The organism is Shinella sp. Sh6, from assembly GCF_055392685.1.
In genome coordinates, this window is the sequence record NZ_AP044005.1 from 863,430 (window position 1) to 882,145 (window position 18,716).

General features: G+C 67.0%; 20 protein-coding genes. 6 read left to right on the plus strand and 14 right to left on the minus strand.

Annotation, left to right across the window (positions count from 1 at the left end; genetic code table 11):
* Nucleotides 1-68: 68 nt before the first annotated feature.
* From tam to ACZ5TO_RS04130, 3 genes are all read right to left on the minus strand, one after another.
* Nucleotides 69-842, minus strand: a complete 774-nt coding sequence (gene tam / locus ACZ5TO_RS04120; RefSeq protein WP_464799644.1) for a trans-aconitate 2-methyltransferase — start codon at nt 840-842, stop codon at nt 69-71.
* Nucleotides 843-1,493 (minus strand): haloacid dehalogenase type II, encoded by a 651-nt coding sequence (locus tag ACZ5TO_RS04125; RefSeq protein WP_464799645.1) that lies wholly within the window; start codon nt 1,491-1,493, stop codon nt 843-845.
* A 241-nt stretch (nt 1,494-1,734) separates the two neighbouring features.
* Complete coding sequence (locus ACZ5TO_RS04130) at nt 1,735-2,775, minus strand: zinc-dependent alcohol dehydrogenase family protein (RefSeq protein ID WP_464799646.1); 1,041 nt, start codon at nt 2,773-2,775, stop codon at nt 1,735-1,737.
* Nucleotides 2,776-2,957: 182 nt separating this feature from the next.
* Here ACZ5TO_RS04130 and ACZ5TO_RS04135 point away from each other — a divergent pair, with 182 nt between their 5' ends.
* Complete coding sequence (locus tag ACZ5TO_RS04135) at nt 2,958-3,839, plus strand: branched-chain amino acid aminotransferase (RefSeq protein WP_184145924.1); 882 nt, start codon at nt 2,958-2,960, stop codon at nt 3,837-3,839.
* A 172-nt stretch (nt 3,840-4,011) separates the two neighbouring features.
* Here ACZ5TO_RS04135 and ACZ5TO_RS04140 read toward each other — a convergent pair whose 3' ends face one another.
* From ACZ5TO_RS04140 to ACZ5TO_RS04150, 3 genes are all read right to left on the minus strand, one after another.
* Nucleotides 4,012-4,920, minus strand: coding sequence for a c-type cytochrome (locus ACZ5TO_RS04140; RefSeq protein ID WP_464799647.1), 909 nt, complete (start codon nt 4,918-4,920; stop codon nt 4,012-4,014).
* Between the two features lie 91 nt (nt 4,921-5,011).
* Entirely contained in the window at nt 5,012-5,455 is a 444-nt protein-coding gene (locus ACZ5TO_RS04145; protein WP_464799648.1) for a c-type cytochrome, read from the minus strand.
* 128 nt (nt 5,456-5,583) lie between these two features.
* Nucleotides 5,584-6,219, minus strand: coding sequence for a LysE family translocator (locus ACZ5TO_RS04150; RefSeq protein ID WP_464799649.1), 636 nt, complete (start codon nt 6,217-6,219; stop codon nt 5,584-5,586).
* A gap of 117 nt (nt 6,220-6,336) precedes the next feature.
* Between ACZ5TO_RS04150 and ACZ5TO_RS04155 the strand changes: the two genes are divergently transcribed.
* Complete coding sequence (locus tag ACZ5TO_RS04155; RefSeq protein ID WP_464799650.1) at nt 6,337-7,023, plus strand: helix-turn-helix transcriptional regulator; 687 nt, start codon at nt 6,337-6,339, stop codon at nt 7,021-7,023.
* Here the strand turns inward: ACZ5TO_RS04155 and ACZ5TO_RS04160 are convergent.
* The 3 genes from ACZ5TO_RS04160 to ACZ5TO_RS04170 form a co-directional block, all read right to left on the minus strand.
* Nucleotides 7,020-7,328 carry a type II toxin-antitoxin system RelE/ParE family toxin gene (locus tag ACZ5TO_RS04160; RefSeq protein ID WP_464799651.1) on the minus strand — a complete coding sequence of 103 codons (309 nt, stop codon included), beginning with the start codon at nt 7,326-7,328 and terminating at the stop codon, nt 7,020-7,022. The two genes, ACZ5TO_RS04155 and ACZ5TO_RS04160, sit on opposite strands and share 4 nt — an antisense overlap.
* Complete coding sequence (locus ACZ5TO_RS04165; protein WP_464799652.1) at nt 7,325-7,573, minus strand: CopG family ribbon-helix-helix protein; 249 nt, start codon at nt 7,571-7,573, stop codon at nt 7,325-7,327. The genes ACZ5TO_RS04160 and ACZ5TO_RS04165 overlap by 4 nt, the downstream gene beginning before the upstream one ends.
* Before the next feature lie 447 nt (nt 7,574-8,020).
* Complete coding sequence (locus tag ACZ5TO_RS04170) at nt 8,021-8,623, minus strand: superoxide dismutase (RefSeq protein ID WP_184145917.1); 603 nt, start codon at nt 8,621-8,623, stop codon at nt 8,021-8,023.
* Between the two features lie 210 nt (nt 8,624-8,833).
* On the opposite strand from ACZ5TO_RS04170, the gene ACZ5TO_RS04175 reads away from it, so the two are divergent.
* Nucleotides 8,834-9,226 (plus strand): hypothetical protein, encoded by a 393-nt coding sequence (locus tag ACZ5TO_RS04175; protein WP_184145916.1) that lies wholly within the window; start codon nt 8,834-8,836, stop codon nt 9,224-9,226.
* Between the two features lie 8 nt (nt 9,227-9,234).
* Here the strand turns inward: ACZ5TO_RS04175 and ACZ5TO_RS04180 are convergent, their stop codons facing one another.
* The 5 genes from ACZ5TO_RS04180 to ACZ5TO_RS04200 all read right to left on the minus strand — a co-directional run bounded on the left by ACZ5TO_RS04180 (nt 9,235) and on the right by ACZ5TO_RS04200 (nt 15,444).
* The gene (locus tag ACZ5TO_RS04180; protein WP_464799653.1) at nt 9,235-9,819 is read right to left on the minus strand and encodes a DJ-1/PfpI family protein; all 585 of its coding nucleotides are present in this window, start codon (nt 9,817-9,819) and stop codon (nt 9,235-9,237) included.
* A 23-nt stretch (nt 9,820-9,842) separates the two neighbouring features.
* Nucleotides 9,843-10,343: an N-acetyltransferase family protein gene (locus ACZ5TO_RS04185; protein ID WP_464799654.1), complete on the minus strand. Its 501-nt coding sequence runs from the start codon at nt 10,341-10,343 to the stop codon at nt 9,843-9,845.
* A 379-nt stretch (nt 10,344-10,722) separates the two neighbouring features.
* Nucleotides 10,723-11,181: a hypothetical protein gene (locus ACZ5TO_RS04190; RefSeq protein WP_464799655.1), complete on the minus strand. Its 459-nt coding sequence runs from the start codon at nt 11,179-11,181 to the stop codon at nt 10,723-10,725.
* A 74-nt stretch (nt 11,182-11,255) separates the two neighbouring features.
* A complete protein-coding gene (locus ACZ5TO_RS04195) occupies nt 11,256-13,589 on the minus strand; it encodes a glucose/quinate/shikimate family membrane-bound PQQ-dependent dehydrogenase (RefSeq protein WP_464799656.1) in 2,334 nt (777 codons plus the stop codon).
* 343 nt (nt 13,590-13,932) lie between these two features.
* Nucleotides 13,933-15,444, minus strand: a complete 1,512-nt coding sequence (locus tag ACZ5TO_RS04200; protein WP_464799657.1) for a protein adenylyltransferase SelO — start codon at nt 15,442-15,444, stop codon at nt 13,933-13,935.
* A gap of 257 nt (nt 15,445-15,701) precedes the next feature.
* Here ACZ5TO_RS04200 and ACZ5TO_RS04205 point away from each other — a divergent pair, with 257 nt between their 5' ends.
* The 3 genes from ACZ5TO_RS04205 (at nt 15,702) to ACZ5TO_RS04215 (ending at nt 18,620) form a co-directional block, all read left to right on the plus strand.
* Nucleotides 15,702-16,052, plus strand: coding sequence for an IS1 family transposase (locus ACZ5TO_RS04205; protein ID WP_184140593.1), 351 nt, complete (start codon nt 15,702-15,704; stop codon nt 16,050-16,052).
* On the plus strand, nt 16,049-16,408 hold the full coding sequence (locus ACZ5TO_RS04210) for an IS1 family transposase (RefSeq protein ID WP_464799658.1): 360 nt from the start codon (nt 16,049-16,051) through the stop codon (nt 16,406-16,408). The genes ACZ5TO_RS04205 and ACZ5TO_RS04210 overlap by 4 nt, the downstream gene beginning before the upstream one ends.
* A 193-nt stretch (nt 16,409-16,601) precedes the next feature.
* Nucleotides 16,602-18,620, plus strand: coding sequence for a caspase family protein (locus ACZ5TO_RS04215; RefSeq protein WP_464799659.1), 2,019 nt, complete (start codon nt 16,602-16,604; stop codon nt 18,618-18,620).
* Nucleotides 18,621-18,716: the final 96 nt, after the last annotated feature.

Genomic DNA, 18,716 nt, shown 5'->3' on the forward strand with positions numbered 1-18,716 from the left:
TCTCTAATGCTGAGAGTGCCGCACTGTAAGTCCCTCCCCCTTGAGGGGAGGGATTTAGGGAGGGGCCTTCACGCCTTCACGGCGACGATGAACAGCCGCGGGAAGCGCAGCAGGCGCCGTCCGTCGGCCATCGGCGGATAGGCGGCGGCGAGGCGGCGTTCGTAGTCGGCGGCAAAGCCGTCGCGCTCCTCGGCCGGGATGCGGTCGAGATAGGGGCGAAGGCCCGTGCCCTTGACCCATTCGACGATGGCGCCGGCATCGGCCATCGGGTGGTTGTAGGATGTGTGCCAGACGTCGACGCGCGCCGCCTTCGGCCCGAGCGCGTCGAAATAGGCGGCGGGGGCGGGGAGGGTCTTGCGCCGCGGCGTCCCCTCGGAAAAGGCCCCGCGCCAATTTCCGGCGAGCGCGCTTTCCTCCATCATGAGGTGGGAGGGCTCGTTCAGATTGTCCGGCATCTGCACGGCGAGCACGCCGCCGGGGCGAAGGCCGTCCATCAGCCGCGCGAGCAGCGCCACATGGTCCGGCAGCCACTGGAAGACGGCGTTGGCGAAGAGCAGGGCGGCGGGCTCCGGCGGGTTCCAGCGGGCAAGGTCGCATTCGACGAAATCGACGCCCGGCAGGCGCTCGCGGGCCGCGCGCAGCATGTCGGCCGCACTGTCGACGCCGCGCACGCCCCGGCCGGGAAAGCGCCTGACCAGCAGTTCCGTCGAATTGCCCGGCCCGCAGCCGAGGTCGTAGACCGTGCCGGCGACGAGGTCGTCCGGCACCTGGGCGAGGAGGTCGCGGGCCGGCCGCGTGCGTTCGTCTTCGAATTTCAGGTATTGCGCGGCAGACCAGGCCATTTACAGACTCTCCAGCGAGGGCAGGATCAGCGCCGGCCCGAGATCGAAATATTCATCCGGCATGTTGCCGCGGTTGATCCAGACGGTGCGGAAGCCGAACTTCGTCGCGCCCGCCACGTCCCAGCGGTTGGAGGACTGGAAGGACACGGCATTCGGATAGAGCCGGTAACTCGTCGTCACGAGGTCGTAGACGGCGGGGGCGGTCTTGTAGGTCTTCAGCGCGTCGACGGAGAAGATGTCGTCGATGACCGTGTCGAGCGCGGCGTTCCTCACCGCCGAGGCGAGCATGGCGGGCGAGCCGTTGGAGAGGATCGCGATATGCGCGCCGCGGCTCTTCAGCGCCTTCAGCACGGCCGGCACCTCCGGGTAGCAGTCGAGCTTCCAGTAGGCGTCGAGCAGTTTTTGCCTCAGCGCCGGATCGACGCCGCCGATATGCTGGAACGTATAGTCGAGCGCCTGTTCGGTAAGCTGCCAGAAATCCGCGTAGGCGCCCATCAGCGCCCGTGTCCAGGAATATTCGAGCTGCTTGGCGCGCCACATCTCGGAGAAGATCTGGTAGTTCGGCCCCACATCCCCCGCATGGCGGCGCACGGCCGCATGCACGTCGAACAGCGTGCCGTAGGCGTCGAAGACATAGGCGGCATGGGACATGGCGGGGGTATTCTCCTCTGGTGGCGCCCGCGATTGGCGGGTATCGGGGCGGGAATGTCAATCGGGTGTTTGCCCCTCATCCGCCTGCCGGCACCTTCTCCCCGCAAGCGGGGAGAAGGACGGGATGCAAGGGCCTCCCAAGGAAAGGACGCAGGCCTTCAGGGAAAACGTCAACCCCAACCCCCTTCTCCCCGCTTGCGGGGAGAAGGTCGCGGCAGCGGGATGAGGGGCAGTCACCCCCTCAAAACCGCGTAATCACGCTGATCCCCAGATCCGTCGCCCGATCCATCGCCATCAGCGCCGGCACGGCCTCCTCCAGCCCGATATGCCGCCCGATCAGCTTCTGCGGCGCGAGCCTGCCGCTTTCCATCATCGAAAGCATCGCGTCGTAGCGCCAGGCCTGCATGCCGTGGCTGCCGTAGATCTCCAGTTCGTGGCCGATGACCTGCGCCATGGGGATTTGCGGCGTCGCGTGGTCCGCCAGCATCAGCCCGACCTGCACATGCCGCCCGCGCCGGCGCAGGTTCCTGATCGAGTTGAAGCAGGTGGCGGGCGAGCCGAGCGCGTCGATGGAGGCATGCGCGCCCCCGCCGGTGATTTCGCGTACGGCCTCGGCGACATCCGCCACGGCTCGGGCATCGACCGTCGCGACGGCACCCATCTTCCGGGCGAAATCCAGCTTCTCGGCCGAAATGTCGATAGCGATCGGATTGGCCCCGAGCGCGGCGGCGATCATGATGGCGGAGAGGCCGACGCCGCCGCAGCCATGCACCGCCACCCATTCCCCGCCCGTCACCCGCGCCTGATCGACCACCGCGCGGAACGACGTGGCGAAGCGGCAGCCAAGGCTGGCGGCGGTGGGGAAATCGATCGCCTCGGGCAGATGCACGAGATTGTGATCGGCATGGTCGATGGCGACATATTCGGCAAACGAGCCCCAATGGGTGAAGCCCGGCTGGAACTGCGCCTCGCAGACCTGTTGGTTGCCCGAGCGGCACTCGCCGCAATGGCCGCAGCCCGAGACGAAGGGCACCGTCACCCGCTCGCCCTCGCAAAAGCGCCGCACCGCCTTGCCCTTCGCCACCACGCGGCCGGCAAGCTCGTGCCCCGGCACATGCGGCAGGCGGATATCGGGGTCGTGCCCCATCCAGCCGTGCCAGTCGCTGCGGCAGAGCCCCGTCGCCTCCACCTTGATGACGACGCCGTCCTCGCCCGGCGTCGGATCGGGCAGGGTGCGGATTTCCGGCACCGCCCCGAAGGCTTCGTAATACATCGCGCGCATGCTGGCCTCCCTTTGCCCTTCTATCGCATGGCGGGACGGGGCCCCGCCAGAACGCCATTCATGATAAGACCTGATACACCCATTCAACATCTTGAATGGACAAGCCGGCCCTGCTGGCGGAAGGCATTTGCGAACGGACCGGCCCGCCGGCCCGGCCCAGAACGGTGAAAGGAGTTTTCAAGATGCCAGTCGATACCGCACCGCGTTCCGCGACCTTTACCTTCGTGGACGGCGAATGGATTTCGGGCAATCCGCCGCTCATCGGCCCCACCTCCCATGCCATGTGGCTGGGCTCGACCGTGTTCGACGGCGGGCGCTGGTTCGACGGCATCTCGCCGGACCTCGACCTGCATTGCCGGCGCGTCAACCGCTCCGCCGAGGCGCTCGGCCTCAAGGCGACGATGGCGGCCGAGGAAATCGAGGCGCTCGCCTGGGAGGGCGTGAAGAAATTCGACGGGAAAACGGCGATCTACATCAAGCCGATGTACTGGGCCGAGCACGGCTCCTTCAGCGTCGTCGCGCCCGATCCGGAATCGACCCGCTTCGCGCTCTGCCTCTTCGAGGCCTCGATGGGCGACGCCAAGGCCGGCTCCTCGCTCACCCTTTCGCCCTTCCGCCGCCCGACGGTGGAATGCATGCCGACGGACGCCAAGGCCGGTTGCCTCTACCCCAACAACGCCCGCATGCTGGTGGAGGCGAGGAAGCGCGGCTTCGACAACGCGCTGGTGCGCGACATGCTGGGCAACGTCGCCGAGACGGCCTCGTCCAACGTCTTCATGGTCAAGGACGGCGTCGTCTTCACGCCCGCCGCCAACCGCACCTTCCTTGCCGGCATCACCCGCAGCCGCGTCATCGGCCTCCTGCGCGAGGCCGGCTTCGAGGTGGTCGAGACGACGCTGACGGTCGCCGATTTCGCCGGCGCCGACGAGATATTCACCTCCGGCAACTATTCCAAGGTCGTCCCCGTCACCCGCCTCGACGACCGCGACCTCCAGGCCGGCCCCGTCACCGCCAAGGCGCGGGACCTCTATTTCGACTGGGCCCATTCCGGCGGGGATGCGTAATATTAGCTGGGGAGATTGGCTCTTTGCCCCTCACCCTAACCCTCTCCCCGCAAGCGGGGAGAGGGGACTTGCCTCACGAAGGAGCTTTGGTTGGGGAAACCGGTCCGGCATACCCCTTCGCCCCGCTTGCGGGGAGAAGGTGGCGGCAGCCGGATGAGGGGCGGCGCTCACATCACCGCGCCGGCACCGCCTTCAGATACGCCGCGATCGCCTCGCGGTCCTCCTTCGGCAGGCGCGCCATGTTCTTCTGCACGGCGACCATCGCCCCGCCGACACTGTCGAAGTCCGGCGTGAAGCCGGTTTCGAGATAGCCGGCGATATCCCCCGCGCTCCAGTCGCCGAACTTGCCCTCGACGGGCGTGATGTCCGGAATGCGGCCTTCGCCCTCCGGGTTCGGCCCGCCGGCAAGCCACGCGTCCGTCCTCAGCCCGCCCAGCACGTCGCGCGGCGTGTGGCATTCGCCGCAATGGCCGGGGCCTTCCACGAGATACTGGCCGTGTTTCACCGTCTCGTCGGCATCGGCGAGCACCACGCGCGGCGCCTCGTTGAGATAGAGGAACTTCCAGCCGCCGAGCAGCAGGCGCATGTTGAAGGGGAAGGGCAGGTCGTGCCCCGGCGGCACGCTGGCGCTTTTCGGCAGCGTCTTCAGGTAGCCGTAGAGATCGCCGATATCCTTGACGGTCATGCGCGCATAGGAGGCATAGGGGAAGGCGGGGTAGAGATGCTCGCCCCGTCGTCCCGTTCCGCGCTTCATCGCATCGCCGAACTCGGCCAGCGTCCAGCCGCCGATGCCCGCCGTCTCGTCCGGCGAGATGTTCGGCGCATGGAAGGTGCCGAACGGGCTCTTCAGCGCAAGGCCGCCGGCAAGCACCAGCCGGTCTGCATCCGTAGCGCCCGGCGCGGCATGGCAGCTTGCGCAGCCGCCGGCATTGAAGATGCGCTCGCCGTTGGCAAGGTCCGGTTCGCCGGCCGAGGCCCAGGTCTGCGCGGGAAGGCGCTGCGGCGCGGTGATGAAATAGAATGCCCCCGCGCCCGCCGCCGCGAGGAGGACGATGCCGCCGAGGAATTTGCGAAGTGCCATGCGGGCCTCCTGTGACGCATCCGGACCGAAAGGCGCCGGCCCGGCAGGAAGGGCCGGGCGGCGCGCAGCTTCGGGAAGGCCGGTCCACCGCTTATTTCTTGATGCGGTAGACCTCGTGACAGCTGCCGCAATCGGCACCGATGGTCTTGAGCGCCGCGCCGACCGCCGCCTGGTCCGCCGGAAGGTCGGCAAGGGCGGCCTCGGCGTCCGCGCCGAGCTTGGCGGCATGCGCCTTGAAGTCGTCCATGGCTTCCCAGATCTTCGGGCTCGCCTCGGTCTCGTGGCCGGTCTCCGAGCCGGCGGGGAACTGGTCGGGGAAGGTCTTGGCCACCTCCACCATGGTGGAAAGCGATGCCTTGACGATCTCCGCGTCATAGGGCTTCTCGCCCTTCGCGATGCCGGCGAGTGCCCCGGCGGCACCGCCCATCTTCTTCATCATGCCCTGACGCACGACCTGCGGCTCGTCCGCCGCTGCGACGACGCCCGCGCCGATGACCGCAAGCGCGGCCGCGACCGCCAAAGTCCTGAACTTCATCGAGGTCTCCCGATTCTGGCGGCCGCTCCACGCGCCGCCGGTTTACGATGCGACCGCATGATTGCATTTTGAACGAATCCGGACAGTAAAATCTTTTTGATGCCGCGGGCGGGAACCTGTTTGCGCCCTCACAGGCTCCCCCAGCCCCGCCACACCGTAAACGCCGCGATCGCGATCAGCAGCACGCCGGCGGCGCGGCCGATGAAGCGGGTGGCGGCGGGGCTGCCGAGAAGGGCGGAGCGGCTGCGGCTGGCGGCGAGCGCGAGGCCGCCGTAGACGGCAAGCTGCGTCGCCCAGATCACCAGCACCATCACCGCCGCCTGCCGCCAGACCGGGCCGAACTCGGGCCTCAGGAACTGCGGGAAGACGGCGAGCATGAAGAGATAGGCCTTGGGGTTCATGAGGCTCGTCAGCGCGCCCTGGCGGAAGCGGGTGAGGAGGCCGCGCCGGTCGAGCCCGTCCACCGCCTTGATCACGATGGAGCTGCGGAAGAGCTGCCAGCCGATATAGGCGACATAGGCCGCGCCCGCGACCAGCAGCACGTCGAAGAGTTTCGGCGCGAAATGGAGGAGCAGGCCGACGCCGAGCGCGCCGTAGAGCGTGTGGACGAGCCCGCCCGCCATGATGCCGAAGGTCGCCGAGAGGCCGGCCCTGCGCCCGCCCGAAAGCGAGCTTGCCAGCACGAAGACCATGTCCATGCCCGGCACGACGATGATGCCGGCGACGAGGAGGAAGAAGAGCCAGAGGTTTTCGCTGTAGGTCATGTCAGCTGTCCATTGCCGGACCCCGCGCGAAGGGCCTATGATGCGTTCAGTTTCAAGCGCTTGGGGCGTTCTTTAGCGAAAGGCAACTGACAGGGATGTGTCAGTTGTGATGGGGGCATGCGCAAGGCATCGCGGCTTTTCGAGATCATCCAGATCCTGCGGCTCGCCCGCCACCCGATAACGGCGGCGGAGATCGCCTTGCGGCTGGAGGTGACGGTGCGCTCGATCTACCGCGACATCGCGGCCCTCCAGGCGATGCGCGTGCCGGTGGAGGGCGAGCGCGGCATCGGCTATATCCTGCGGCCCGGCTTCGACCTGCCGCCGCTGATGTTCTCCATCGAGGAGACGGAGGCGGTGGTGCTGGCGCTCGCGCTGCTGGAGCGCACAGGGGATGCCGAACTCAAGGCCGCCGCCCGCCGCGTCGGCGAGAAGATCGCCGGCGCCGTGCCGCCGCCGCTGCGCCAGACGCTTTCGGCCCGCGCGCTGCATGCCTGGGGCTCGGCGCCACGCCAGCCGGAGGGCATCGACCTTGCGGGCGTGCGCCGGGCGATCCGCGACGAGGAGACGCTGTCGATCCGCTACCGCGACGAACAGGCGCGCCCCACCGAGCGCACCATCCGTCCCATCGCCCTGATCTATTATTCGGAAAACGCCAATATCGTCGCCTGGTGCGAGCTGCGCCGCGCCCTCCGCAACTTCCGCGCCGACCGCGTGGAGACCTGCGAGGCGACCGGCGGTCATTTCCGCGGCGAAGGCGACGGGTTGCGGCAATTGTGGATTTCGGGGTGGGCGGAGAGGCCCTAGCGCGGCCAGCCGCCTGCCGGCCAGTCGCGCGCCGTATGGATTACCCGCAGAATGAAGACGGTCTCGCGCCCGTTCGCCATCTCGATGCGATAGGCAATGACATAGGGAAGGCCGCTCACGGATTTCTCATAGGTTCCGCCGACCCGACCGGGTCGCCCGACCGCGCGTTCGCCGAGGAGGAGGGCGGCCGCGCCGATCCGGTCGGCGATCGAGCGCGCGGCGGCAGGGTCATCGCCGGCGATGTGGCGAACCTGTTCCTTCAGGTCGTCCAGTGCCGAGCGGGACCACCGGACGGGCCGCTTCACGGTTTGGCCGCGTCGATGGCGGCGGCGAGCTCGGCCATGGCCTCGTCATGCGGAACCGTCCGCCCCTTTGCCACGTCTTCGAGGCCGCGGTTGACGCCCTCGACGATGGCAAGCTCCCGCGCCACATAATCCGAAACGGCCTCGGCTGCGAGAAAGGAGCGGCTGCGGCGCGTATCGGCGGCAAGCCTGTCGAGCTTTTCCTTGAGGTCCGTGCTGACCCGGATCGTCATCGTGGTGCTGCTCATGGTGGCCTCGTGTGTCTTTGTGTACATGTTAGCACGATGGGCGAGGGAGCGACAGGATAAAGGAAAGTCTGGTGGTGGGTGTCCGCCGACCAAACAAGCCGGAGCCGCAACCCGCTGAACCTCTCCTTCGTCATGGTCGGGCTCGACCCGACCATCCATGCCGCGGGTGCCGACTGGATCCTCGGGGCAAGCCCGAGGATGACGGGGTGTGGGGGTGATGTTGCCGACAAAAGAAAACTCGGGCCATTTCTAGCCAGAGCACTGTGTCGCAATTTGCCGAACCTCTCCTCCGTCATGGTCGGGCTTGACCCGACCATCCATGCCGTGGGTGCCGCGTGGATGCTCGGGTCAAGCCCGAGCATGACGAAGGAGGGGGTGTTGCCGGCCAAGGAAAAACCCCGGCCGTTTCCAGCCGGGGTTCCGTAAAGCAGAAAAACCGCAAAAGGACTACTTCGTGGCGGCTTCGTAGCGTTCCAGGACGTAGTCCCAGTTGATCAGGCTGTCGACGAAGGCTTCGAGGTACTTCGGGCGGGCGTTGCGGTAGTCGATGTAGTAGGAGTGTTCCCACACGTCGACGCCGAGGATCGGCTGAGCGCCGTGGACCAGCGGGTTCTCGCCGTTCGGGGTCTTGGAGATGGCGAGCTTGCCGTCCTTGACGGAGAGCCAGGCCCAGCCGGAGCCGAACTGCGTGGTGCCGGCGGCGACGAAATCGGCCTTGAACTTGTCATAGCCGCCGAGGTCGCTGTCGATGGCCTTCTGGAGCGCGCCCGGCAGGCTCTTGCCGCCGCCGCCCTTCTTCATCCAGTTCCAGAAGTGCAGGTGGTTGTAGTGCTGGCCCGCATTGTTGAAGAGGCCCTGGTTGGTGCCGTAGGACTTCTTGACGATCTCCTCGAGCGAGAGGTTCGCAAGGCCGGCTTCCTCCGCCAGCTTGTTGCCGTTGTCGACATAGGCCTTGTGGTGCTTGTCGTGGTGATATTCGAGCGTTTCGCGCGACATGAAGGGCGAAAGCGCGTCGTAATCGTAGGGAAGCGGCGGAAGTTCGAAAGCCATGGTGGTGTCTCCTCTTGGCGACGGGATTTTATGAATGAAATCCGTGACCGGAACATAGGAGCGGCAACCGGAAGAGGCAACCGCCCGGCTTCCAAATTTTCCTGACAGGCGACAAAATCATTCCCGTTTCCCCTGTCAGATCAAGGGCGGGCGGAACGAGATCCGATCAAGGACATTTCGCCCGAAGTTCATGCAACACGGAGCCTTTCGATGCGCGTTCATCCCCTTGCCGTCCTTTCCCTCGCCCTTGCCGCCCCGGCGGCGCATGCCTCCTCGCCCGATGCCTGGGAGGAATTCCGCGCGGACGTGGAGAAGAGCTGCCTTGCAAGCCTTCCCGAGGCGCTCGGAACGCCCACCGTCTTCGTCGAGCCGACGGGGACCCAATCCTTCGGCATCGCCGCCGTCGAGGGGCTTTCGCCGGAGGCCAAGAGCCAGATCACCTATGTCTGCATCTACGACAAAGAGAAGAAGACGGTAGAAGTCTCCCCGCCGATCGCCGCCGAGTTCCTGCATGTGGTGCGCGAGAGCGAGCGCGCGGCCGCCGCCGCAAAGCGCGCCGAGACGGGCGATGACAAGACGGTGGACGATGCCGGGCAGGAATAGGTGCGGCGTCAGGCGGAAGCCGGGCGGTGCTCGTCGCCGTAAAGGCGCAGATAGTCGAGGAGGTCGGGCGAGCCGAGGCCGATCGCCTCCAGCGCTTCCTTCGCGAAGGTGACGGGTGCGGCGCCCGAGGCCGTGATGACGCCGCGGTCGTTCACCGCCTGCGGCTGGTCGCGGTAGAGTGCGGCGCCGCGATAGGCGGGCACCTTGTCCGCAAGCTGGCTGCGGTAGTTGCCGGTATGCGCCCGTTCGTCGAGCACGCCGAGGCGGCCGAGCTCCAGCGTCGCGTCGCAGATCCCCGCCACCGGCTTTCCGGCATTCAGGAAGTGGCGGACGGGCGCGGCAAGGTCCGGCGCCTTGCCGGATTGCCAGATCGTGCCGCCGCAGATCACCAGGATGTCGAAATCGCCGGGCGCGGCCTCCTCGGCCCGGCCGGCGGAGCGCACGGTGAGGCCGCCGAGCGAGGTGACGTCGGCCCCGCCCGGTGTCAGGACGACGGTCTCGGCCCCGCAATCCCCGCGCGCCGTTGCCATCAGCAGCGCGCATTCCCAGTCCGCGTAGCCCTCGGTGAGCACGATTGCCAGACGCTTTGCCATGGTGGTCTCCTTGAAGGGGGCGGTCAGCCGAGGGCCTGCACGTAGCGCATGCCGGTGACGGGGCCGGCGCGGAAATTCATCTGCTCGTAGAAGCGGTGGGCGTTGAAGTTGCCGGTCGCCGCGCTCACCGAGAGGTAGCCGCAGCCGGCGATGCGGGCATGCTCGCGGGCGCGCGAGACGAGATGGTGGCCGATGCCGTTGCCGCGATGGCCCTCGCGCACGAAGATCTGGTGCAGATCCATGCCGCGCAGGCCCTCGGCGGCGCGGTACATCGGCACGAGCAGGGCGTAGCCGATCAGCCGCCCGCCGGCTTCGGCCACCAGCGCGGTGATCCAGGGATGGGCGCCGAAGAGGTCGCGGTCGAGGTCGGCGGCCGTGAGTTTCGCCGTGTCGCCGTGGCATTCGGCATGCAGCGCGATCATGTCGAGGATCTGCTGCAGGTCGCCCTGGCGCGCGGCGCGGATAGTCAGCACCGGCGGGCGTTCGACGGGCAGGGGTTCGAGCTTGATGACGGTATTTTGCATTTCGGGCTCCTTGGTTTTTCTGCCATCAGGTGCCCTTAAAACAACAAAGCCGCCCTGATGGCGGCTTGTTGACATGATCGAACAGCCGCTCCTATCGGAACAGCCAAAAATACGTTGCGGCGATGTGCGTGCTCTTGATCATGGACGCGATATTCTCTCTTTCGCGGCGATTGTCAATCGGGTCTGTTGCGGAAAATGCGTGTGGAGTTTGCCCCTCACCCTAACCCTCTCCCCGCAGGCGGGGAGAGGGGACTTGCCCCGCCAACAGATATTGCTTGGGGAAGCCGGCGCGGCACATCCCTTCGCCCCGCTTGCGGGGAGAAGGTGCCGGCAGGCGGATGAGGGGCCTGGCATCCGGTAGCAGGAAAGCGAAGGCTGGTCAGGCCTCCGCTTCCGGCGTGCCGGCGGTGGATTGCCCTTCCATGGCGCCGGCGTGTTGCGTGTCGTCGATGCCGAGGCGTTCCTTGACGGCGCGGCGGATCTCTTCCTCGATGGCCGCGCGCTGCTCCTCCGGCATCTGCGCGAGGCTGTCCTCGGTGAGGCCCATCTTCTCGAGGAGCTCCTTGCGCAGCCGCTCGATGGGCGTCATCTTCGCAAGGTCCATGAATTCGGAGAGGAGGTCGTCGCTTTCGCTGCCGGATTTCTCCAGCTTGGCCGTCGTCAGCCAGAGCGCGTTGGCAAGGCCGGAGGGCATCGCGGCGGTGGGCTCGACGGTCGGGATGTTGCGCCCCGATGAAGAACTGCCGCCGCCCGTGCCGCCGGAAAGGCTGTTGTCGGCCGTCGCCGTGCGCTGGCGGGAGAGCGCATAGGCGGAAAGCGTGCTGCCGTCGATCTTCATGACAATGGCTCCCTGAAACAACTTCAGGGAACCATTAGCGGTTGCAGCTTTTGCGAGACTGGAATCCGGCCGTGCTACGGCAGCGTATAGGCGATGACGTAGTCGCCGGGCTTCGTCCCGACCGAGCCGTGGCCGCCGGCGACGATCAGCACGTACTGCTTGTCGCCGACCGTATAGGTCATGGGCGTTGCCTGCCCGCCGGCCGGAAGGCGGCCCTCCCAGAGCTGGCGCCCGCTCGTCACGTCGTAGGCGCGGATATAGTCGTCGACCGCGGCGCCGAGGAAGGCGACGCCGCCCTTGGTGACGATCGGCCCGCCGATGCCGGGCACGCCCACCTTGAAGGGCAGCGGCAGCGGCGTCATGTCGCGCACCGTGCCGTTCTTGTGCTTCCAGGCGATCTTGCCGGTGGCAAGGTCGGCGCCCGCGACATAGCCCCATGGCGGGGCCTGGCAGGGAATGCCGAGGGGCCCGAGGAACGGACCCATATAGACGCCGTAGGGCGCGCCGTCGTTGCGGTTGAGGCCCTGTTCGGAGCCCTTTTCGTCCTGCCCCTTCGGCGGGATCTGGTCGCGCGGCACGAGGCGGGAGGTGAAGGCGAGGTAGGTCGGCATGCCGAACATGACCTGCCGCTCGGGATCGACCGCCACCGAGCCCCAGTTGAACGTGCCGAAATTGCCGGGATAGACGATGGTGCCCTGAAGCGAGGGCGGCGTGTAGCGGCCCTCGTACTTCATCGACAGGAAATCGATGCGGCACATCATCTGGTCGAACATGGTGATGCCCCACATGTTCTTCTCCGTCAGCGGCGGCGGCGTGAAGGTGAGGTCGGAGAGGGGCTGCGTCGGCGAGGTGAAGTCCTCCGGGATCGCGCCCGTCGGCGCCGGCACTTCCTTGACCGGGACGATCGGCTCGCCGGTGCGCCGGTCGAGCACGTAGATGTCGCCCTGCTTGGTGGGGCCGACGAGGGCGGGAATGGTGGCGCCGTCCTTGGTGATGTCGATCAGTACCGGCTGGGCCGGCACGTCCATGTCCCAGAGATCGTGGTGGACCGTCTGGCGCACCCAGCGCACGGCACCCGTCCCGATGTCGAGCGCGACGATGGAGGAGGAGTATTTCTCGACATTCTCGCTGCGGCCCATGCCGAGCTGGTCCGGCACCTGGTTGCCGAGCGGCACGTAGACGAGGCCGAGGGCGTCGTCATAGCTGAAGACCGACCAGGAGTTCGGCGAGTTGACCGTGTAGACGTCACCTTCCGGCAGCGGCGTGGTGACGTCCGGATTGCCCGAATCCCAGTTCCAGATGAGGGCCCCGGAATTGACGTCGAAGGCGCGGATGACGCCGGACTGCTCCTTGGTCGAATAGTTGTCGTTCACCGCGCCGCCGATGATGATCTTGCCGTCGGTGATGACGGGCGGCGAGGTGGAATAGTAGTAGCCGGCCGGGTTGTAGGGCATGCCCTTTTCGAGATGCAGCACGCCGTTCTCGGCAAAGCCCGTGCAGACGTCGCCGGTTTCCGCGTCGAGCGCGATCAGCCGGGCGTCGGAGGTCGGAAGGTAGACGCGCGCCGCGCAGGTCGTGCCGGTGGTCGCGGCCGGGTCGGCGTAGTAGGTCACGCCGCGGCAGGTCTGGTGCTGGCGGTCCGGGTTCATGCCGGGATTGGAATCGTAGCGCCATTTCTCCTTGCCGCTCGCCGCGTCGAGCGCGATGGCGATGTTGTGCGGCGTGCACATGTAGAGCGTGTCGCCCACCTTCAGCGGCGTCACCTGGTAGGTGGTCTCGCCGACGTCGTCGGGCTTCTTCACGTCGCCCGTCTGGTACTGCCAGGCGACCTTGAGCGTGGAAACGTTGTCCGTGTTGATCTGGTCGAGCGGCGAATAGCGCTGGCCGAAGGGTGTGCGGCCGTACTGGTGCCATTCGCCGGCCGGCACGTTGCCGCCGAGGGCGGGGGAGGCGTTGGCGATCTTCGTCGGCAGGGTGCCGGCGAGGTCGTGCGGATCCTGCGTCATCGAATAGCCGGCGACGGCGATGGCGACGACGACCGCGACGGCGAGCGGCAGGGCTGAGGCGGGATAGGCGGTGCCTGTGGGGCTGGCAAAGCCGAGCGGCCGGCGGATCGCCGGCAGCATCAGCCACAGGCCGACAAGCACGATGACCCCGCCGCGCGGGCCGAGCTGCCACCAGTCGAAGCCGACTTCCCATATAGCCCAGGCGAGCGAGCCGAGGACGATCAGCGCGTAGAGCCAGAGGGCCGCCGCCGAGCGGCGGAACAGCAGCACGGCCGTGGCGAGGAAGGCGATGCCCGTGACGAGGTAATAGGGACTGCCGCCCAGCGACAGCAACCATCCCCCTCCGCCCGTCAGCACCAGTCCGATGATGGCGATGAGGGCGGCGGTCAGCGTGAGCAACATGATGGTCTCCGTTGGTGATGCAGGCCGGGAAGGGCCGACATGACGTCCGGCTCAAGGAGGGACGTGGAGGAAACTAGGGCAGGGGCGAGGAGGCTTCAATGCCGGGGAAGGGCGGGGAGAAGAAGTTATGCTTTTTAGCCATGCTTTGATGATGCGCCGCATAGGGAGCGTGCCCCTCACCCTAACCCTCTCCCCGCAAGCGGGGAGAGGGGACATGCCCCACCAACGGATATTGTTTGAGGAAGCGGGCGCGGCACATCCCCTTCGCCCCGCTTGCGGGGAGAAGGTCCCGGCAGGGGGATGAGGGGCGGGCTCCATATGCGGCGCGCGCTTTCCCGCGCCATCACGTCCCGCAGAACGTCGCGGTAATCTCCTCGCCCGGCTTCGGCGGCTCGGCGTAGGCGGCAAAGCGGGGCTGGTCCTCATAGGGCTTCGCCAGCACGTCGTTCAGTGCGATAAACAGCGAGAAATCGCCGTGGTCGACGGCGGCCGCCAGCGCTTTCTCGACCTTGTGGTTGCGCGGGATGAAGGCTGGGTTGACGCGGCGCATCGCCGCCGCGCGGGCGGTTGGCACCGTTTCATCGCGGGAGAGCCTTGCGCGCCATGCGGCAAGCCATGGCGTCAAGGCGTCCCCGTCTTCGAGGAGCGCGCCGAGCGCGGCGTCGGCCTCCGGGCTTTCGGCCGCGTCGGCAAGCCGGCGGAAGGCGAGCGTGTAGTCGGCCTTTCCTTCGTAGAGCGTCACGAGGAGGTCGCGGATCAGCTCCTGGTCGGCCTCCTCCTCCGTTTCGCCGAGGCCGAGCTTGGCGCGGATCACCGCCTTCCAGTGCTCCTGGAAGCGGTCCATGAAACGGGCGACGGCGGCGTTGGCCGCCTCCAGCGCCTTGTCCTCGTCGTCGTCGAGGATGGGCAGCAACGCCTCGGCAAGGCGCGCGATGTTCCACTGGCCGATCATCGGCTGGTTGCCGAAGGCATAGCGCCCGCCGCGGTCGATGGAGGAATAGACGGTACGCGGATCGTAGCGGTCCATAAAGGCGCAGGGGCCGAAGTCGATGGTCTCGCCCGAGATCGTCATGTTGTCGGTGTTCATGACGCCGTGGATGAAGCCGACGCCGAGCCATTTCGCGATCAGCCCCGCCTGCCGCTCCGCCACCGCGTCGAGCAGGGCGAGATAGGACTGTTCAGCGCCCTCCAGCTCCGGATAGTGCCGGCCGATGACGTGATCGGCGAGGACGCGCAGGTTCGCCTTGTCGCCCCGCGCGGCGAAGAACTGAAAGGTGCCGACGCGCACATGGCTTGCCGCGACGCGCGTGAAGACCGCGCCGGGCAGCACGCGCTCGCGATAGACCGGCTGGCCGGTAGAAACGGCCGCAAGCGCCCGCGTCGTCGGCACGCCGAGCGCATGCATGGCCTCGCTGATAATATATTCGCGCAGCACCGGGCCGAGCGCCGCCCGCCCGTCGCCGCGCCGGGAGAACGGCGTCGGGCCGGCGCCCTTGAGCTGAATGTCGCGGCGACGGCCCTCACGGTCGATCACCTCGCCGAGCAGGATCGCCCGCCCGTCGCCGAGCTGCGGCACGAACTGGCCGAACTGGTGGCCGGCATAGGCCATGGCGAGCGGCAGGGAGCCGGGCAGCGGCACGTTGCCGGAGAAATAGGCCGCGCCGTGCCGCTCCAGCGCATCGGCGTCGAGGCCGAGCTCTTCTGCGAGCGGCCGGTTGAACCTGACGAGCCGGGGGGCCGCCACCGGCGTCGGCTCGACCGGCGCGAAGAAGGCCTCCGGCAGGCGCGCATAGCTGTTGTCGAAGGGAAGGACGGGGGAGGTCTCCGCCGCTGCTGCCGTCGTTGCGCCGCTCATGGTCTTCGTCCTTCTGTCGCCTGCCTTCTAGATAGGGCCTTGGGCGCAGGAGTGAAAGGCTTGCCGTGCGGGCGGGAAGACCCTCTCTGCCTGCCGGCATCTCCCCCACAAGGGGGGAGAAAGGCTAGACGCTTGCGCTTCTTTCCATTTTTCGCGCTAAGGGCGCCGCGCGTTAAGTCTCTCCCCCTTGTGGGGGACTGTTTACCCGGACCGCTTTTTGGATTCTGTTATAGAGGTGATTTGCGGGGAGGCCCACGATGGATTGCCCAAGCTGTGGCGGCACAGATCTGATCAAGCGCGGCAGCAAGGCCGGGCATCAACGCTACCGATGCCGCGCCTGCGGGCGCTATAGCACCGACAGCCCGCCCAAATTCAGCGCCCAGACCAAGGCCATGGCGATCGAGATGTACATGAACAGCATGGGCATTCGGGCGATCGGCCGGGTGCTTCGTGCTTCGCCCGCGACGGTGCTGAACTGGATCCGCAAGGAGCATGCGGTCCTGCAGCACAAGCTGGCCCAGGCCGAGCCGACCGACACCGGGATACCCGATGTCATCGAGATGGACGAGATCTACACCTATGTCCAAAAAAACAGCGGCGGGCGGTGATCTGGACGGCCTATAGCCGTCGCCAACGCCGGGTCGTCGCATACCATATCGGCGACCAGGGCGTGCGCAGCGCCATCGCCATCTACGATCTGGCCAAGGCCGCCGTCGGCCAGATCAGCGCCATCTTCACCGACGCCAACTCCTGCCATCATCTGGCCTTCGAGCGGATCAAGGCGACCGAGCCGCATCGGCAGACCAAGGCGCAGACCCATCTCATCGAGTCCTCGAACGCCTCGTTCCGCGACATGCTGGCCCGCTTCAATCGAAAAACAAAGCGGGCCTCCAAGTCACTCGAAATGCTTCAGATCACAATCGACATCTTCATCGCAAGAAAGCGCCTCGCGAGTCCAAGATGAACAATCCCCCCTTGTGGGGAGGGGTTGGGGAGGGGCCTTTGCTCCACATGCGATTGCCCGCCCTTGCGGGCACGACGCAATGGAATTTCACCGCCTGCTGAATAAGCGGCGGGGGCGGGCCGTTTCCTCTTGCAGCATGAAAGCTGCGTTTCGGGGTCCCGGCCGTGCGGCCGGCCGTTTTCTGGAGGGTGTCGTGCAGCGCAATGTCCATCGGCTGGTCGGGGCGCTTGCCGCCTGTCTTCTCTTGCTTGCGGCGCCCGCGGCCTTCGCCGCCGAGCGCTATGCGCTCCTCATCGGCAACGGCGACTACGAGGATGCCGAGCCGCTGGAAAACCCGCTGAACGATGTCGACCTCGTCGGCGAGGTGCTGGAGCGGGCCGATTTCGACGTGACACGCGCCACCGACGCCGACCATCTCGGCATGCTCTCCGCGCTCAACAATTTCACGCGCGCGGCGGAGAAGGCGGAGAACCCGGTGCTCTTCGTCTATTTCTCCGGCTATGCGGTGGAGATCGACGGCGAGAACTACCTTCTGCCGACGGATGCGTCCGGCCGTACGCTGACGGGCCTGCGCAACCGCTCGCTCGCCGTCTCGGAGGTCGCCGATGCGCTGCGCCGGCTCGGCACGGGCCTCAAGGTCGTGCTGTTCGATGCCCCGCACGAAAACCCCTTCCTCACGCTGCGCGATATCCGCGACGGGCTCGCCGAGCCGAAGAACGCCGGCGGCATCCACTATGCCTATGCGGCGGCCCCCGGCACGGCCTATGACTATGACGGCACGCCGATCAGCCCCTTCGCCTCGGCCTTCGCCGACGCGGCGAGCATTCCGGGCCTGCCGCTGGAAGAGGTCTTCCGCAAGGTCGGCGACATCGTCACGGAACGCAGCCAGGGCCGGCAGGCGATCTGGCAGAGCGACGACGACTACGGCGGCTTCGCCCTCAGCCCGAAGGACGGCAAGGTCGACGCGGCTGAGATCGCCTTCTACGACTTCGCCTCGCTCTCCGACAATCGCGAGGCTTACGACCGTTACCTCAGCCGCTACCCGGACGGCATCTTTTCCGCCGTCGCCGAGCGTAAGGTGGAACTGCTCGGCAAGCGCTTCGAGGATACGCACGAGGATATCGGCAACCTGCCGTACCTGACGCTTTCCAACGACCGGCACGATCCCTGCGGGCGCATGGTCTTTTCCGGCAACGACCGCGACCGGCGCCTCTCCGACGTCTACAAGGACGGCCAGCTCGTTCTGATCGACATCCGCTTCTGGGCGCCGCCGGAAAGCTGCGAGGATCTCTCCTATTTCACGACCGTCTATTCGCATGAGCGGCTGCGCAATGTCATCACCGCCGCGAGCATTCCCGAGCGGCGGATCTACGTCTCCGGCCAGGACGACCTCAGCCCCAGCGAGGAGCGCTCGATCTACGATTATTTCGACGAGGACCGCCGCGGCTATGCGCAATCGCTGATGTTCCGTGCCATCGACGACGCGCGCCGCCACGGCTTCGGCATCGCGGTGAAGACGCCGGACGACAATGCCCGCGAATATGTCGATACGGTCGACTGCGGCGATGGGTGCCTGCGCTTCCGCGGCCTCGTGCGCTTCCGCGACAATTCCGTGCGCACGCTGGAGGATTACGAGTTCGCGTTCGTCGACGTGCGGCGCCTCGGCTATTTCGACCGCTACCGCGACGCGCTGCGCGACTTCCCGGCCGAGGAGGATCATACGGTCCAGGCGGCCGCCACGGAGAGCTATCCGGATGCCGGCGCCTCCGGCCATGAGGATGACGACTACGGCGCGGATGCCGATCCCTACCGGGCGGTGCGCACGGTCGGCGGCTGGGACGTAGTCGCGGATTTCGACGGCAGCCGGCGCTTCCTCAACTGCAGCGCCGTGCGCCGCGACGGCGGCCGCTCCGCCGCCTTCCGCTGGTATGCCAACGGCCACCTGACCTTCGGCTTCCAGGACGCGGCCTACGACTATGCCGACGGCTATGCGAAGGACGGCACCTACTGGATCGACGACGGCCGGGGCTACGACGTGGCCGGCAGGGCCTATGGCCGGCAGGAGATCGCCTACGACCTCGGCAGCGACCGTGCGGTGATCGACGCCCTGAAGCGCGGCCGGTTCCTGCGCATCGGCGACGTGCGCACCAGCCTCAAGGGCTCCAGCGCCATGCTGGGGGATTTGCAGGACTGCGTGGGGGCGTTCCGGTAGGGGGCGGTGACACCCCCCTCTGCCCTGCCGGGCATCTCCCCCACAAGGGGGGAGATTGGCTTGGGGCAAGGCGGTGCCACGATTCAATCTCCCCAC

Coding starts and splice junctions, on each gene's coding strand:
- ACZ5TO_RS04130 (WP_464799646.1), bottom strand. CDS start 2,775: ATGCGCGCGATGTATTACGAAGCCTTCGGGGCGGTGCCGGAAATCCGC.
- ACZ5TO_RS04145 (WP_464799648.1), bottom strand. CDS start 5,455: ATGAAGTTCAGGACTTTGGCGGTCGCGGCCGCGCTTGCGGTCATCGGC.
- ACZ5TO_RS04200 (WP_464799657.1), bottom strand. CDS start 15,444: ATGAGCGGCGCAACGACGGCAGCAGCGGCGGAGACCTCCCCCGTCCTT.
- ACZ5TO_RS04150 (WP_464799649.1), bottom strand. CDS start 6,219: ATGACCTACAGCGAAAACCTCTGGCTCTTCTTCCTCCTCGTCGCCGGC.
- tam (WP_464799644.1), bottom strand. CDS start 842: ATGGCCTGGTCTGCCGCGCAATACCTGAAATTCGAAGACGAACGCACG.
- ACZ5TO_RS04180 (WP_464799653.1), bottom strand. CDS start 9,819: ATGGCAAAGCGTCTGGCAATCGTGCTCACCGAGGGCTACGCGGACTGG.
- ACZ5TO_RS04155 (WP_464799650.1), top strand. CDS start 6,337: ATGCGCAAGGCATCGCGGCTTTTCGAGATCATCCAGATCCTGCGGCTC.
- ACZ5TO_RS04140 (WP_464799647.1), bottom strand. CDS start 4,920: ATGGCACTTCGCAAATTCCTCGGCGGCATCGTCCTCCTCGCGGCGGCG.
- ACZ5TO_RS04205 (WP_184140593.1), top strand. CDS start 15,702: ATGGATTGCCCAAGCTGTGGCGGCACAGATCTGATCAAGCGCGGCAGC.
- ACZ5TO_RS04190 (WP_464799655.1), bottom strand. CDS start 11,181: ATGAAGATCGACGGCAGCACGCTTTCCGCCTATGCGCTCTCCCGCCAG.
- ACZ5TO_RS04165 (WP_464799652.1), bottom strand. CDS start 7,573: ATGAGCAGCACCACGATGACGATCCGGGTCAGCACGGACCTCAAGGAA.
- ACZ5TO_RS04185 (WP_464799654.1), bottom strand. CDS start 10,343: ATGCAAAATACCGTCATCAAGCTCGAACCCCTGCCCGTCGAACGCCCG.
- ACZ5TO_RS04125 (WP_464799645.1), bottom strand. CDS start 1,493: ATGTCCCATGCCGCCTATGTCTTCGACGCCTACGGCACGCTGTTCGAC.
- ACZ5TO_RS04135 (WP_184145924.1), top strand. CDS start 2,958: ATGCCAGTCGATACCGCACCGCGTTCCGCGACCTTTACCTTCGTGGAC.
- ACZ5TO_RS04175 (WP_184145916.1), top strand. CDS start 8,834: ATGCGCGTTCATCCCCTTGCCGTCCTTTCCCTCGCCCTTGCCGCCCCG.
- ACZ5TO_RS04195 (WP_464799656.1), bottom strand. CDS start 13,589: ATGTTGCTCACGCTGACCGCCGCCCTCATCGCCATCATCGGACTGGTG.
- ACZ5TO_RS04170 (WP_184145917.1), bottom strand. CDS start 8,623: ATGGCTTTCGAACTTCCGCCGCTTCCCTACGATTACGACGCGCTTTCG.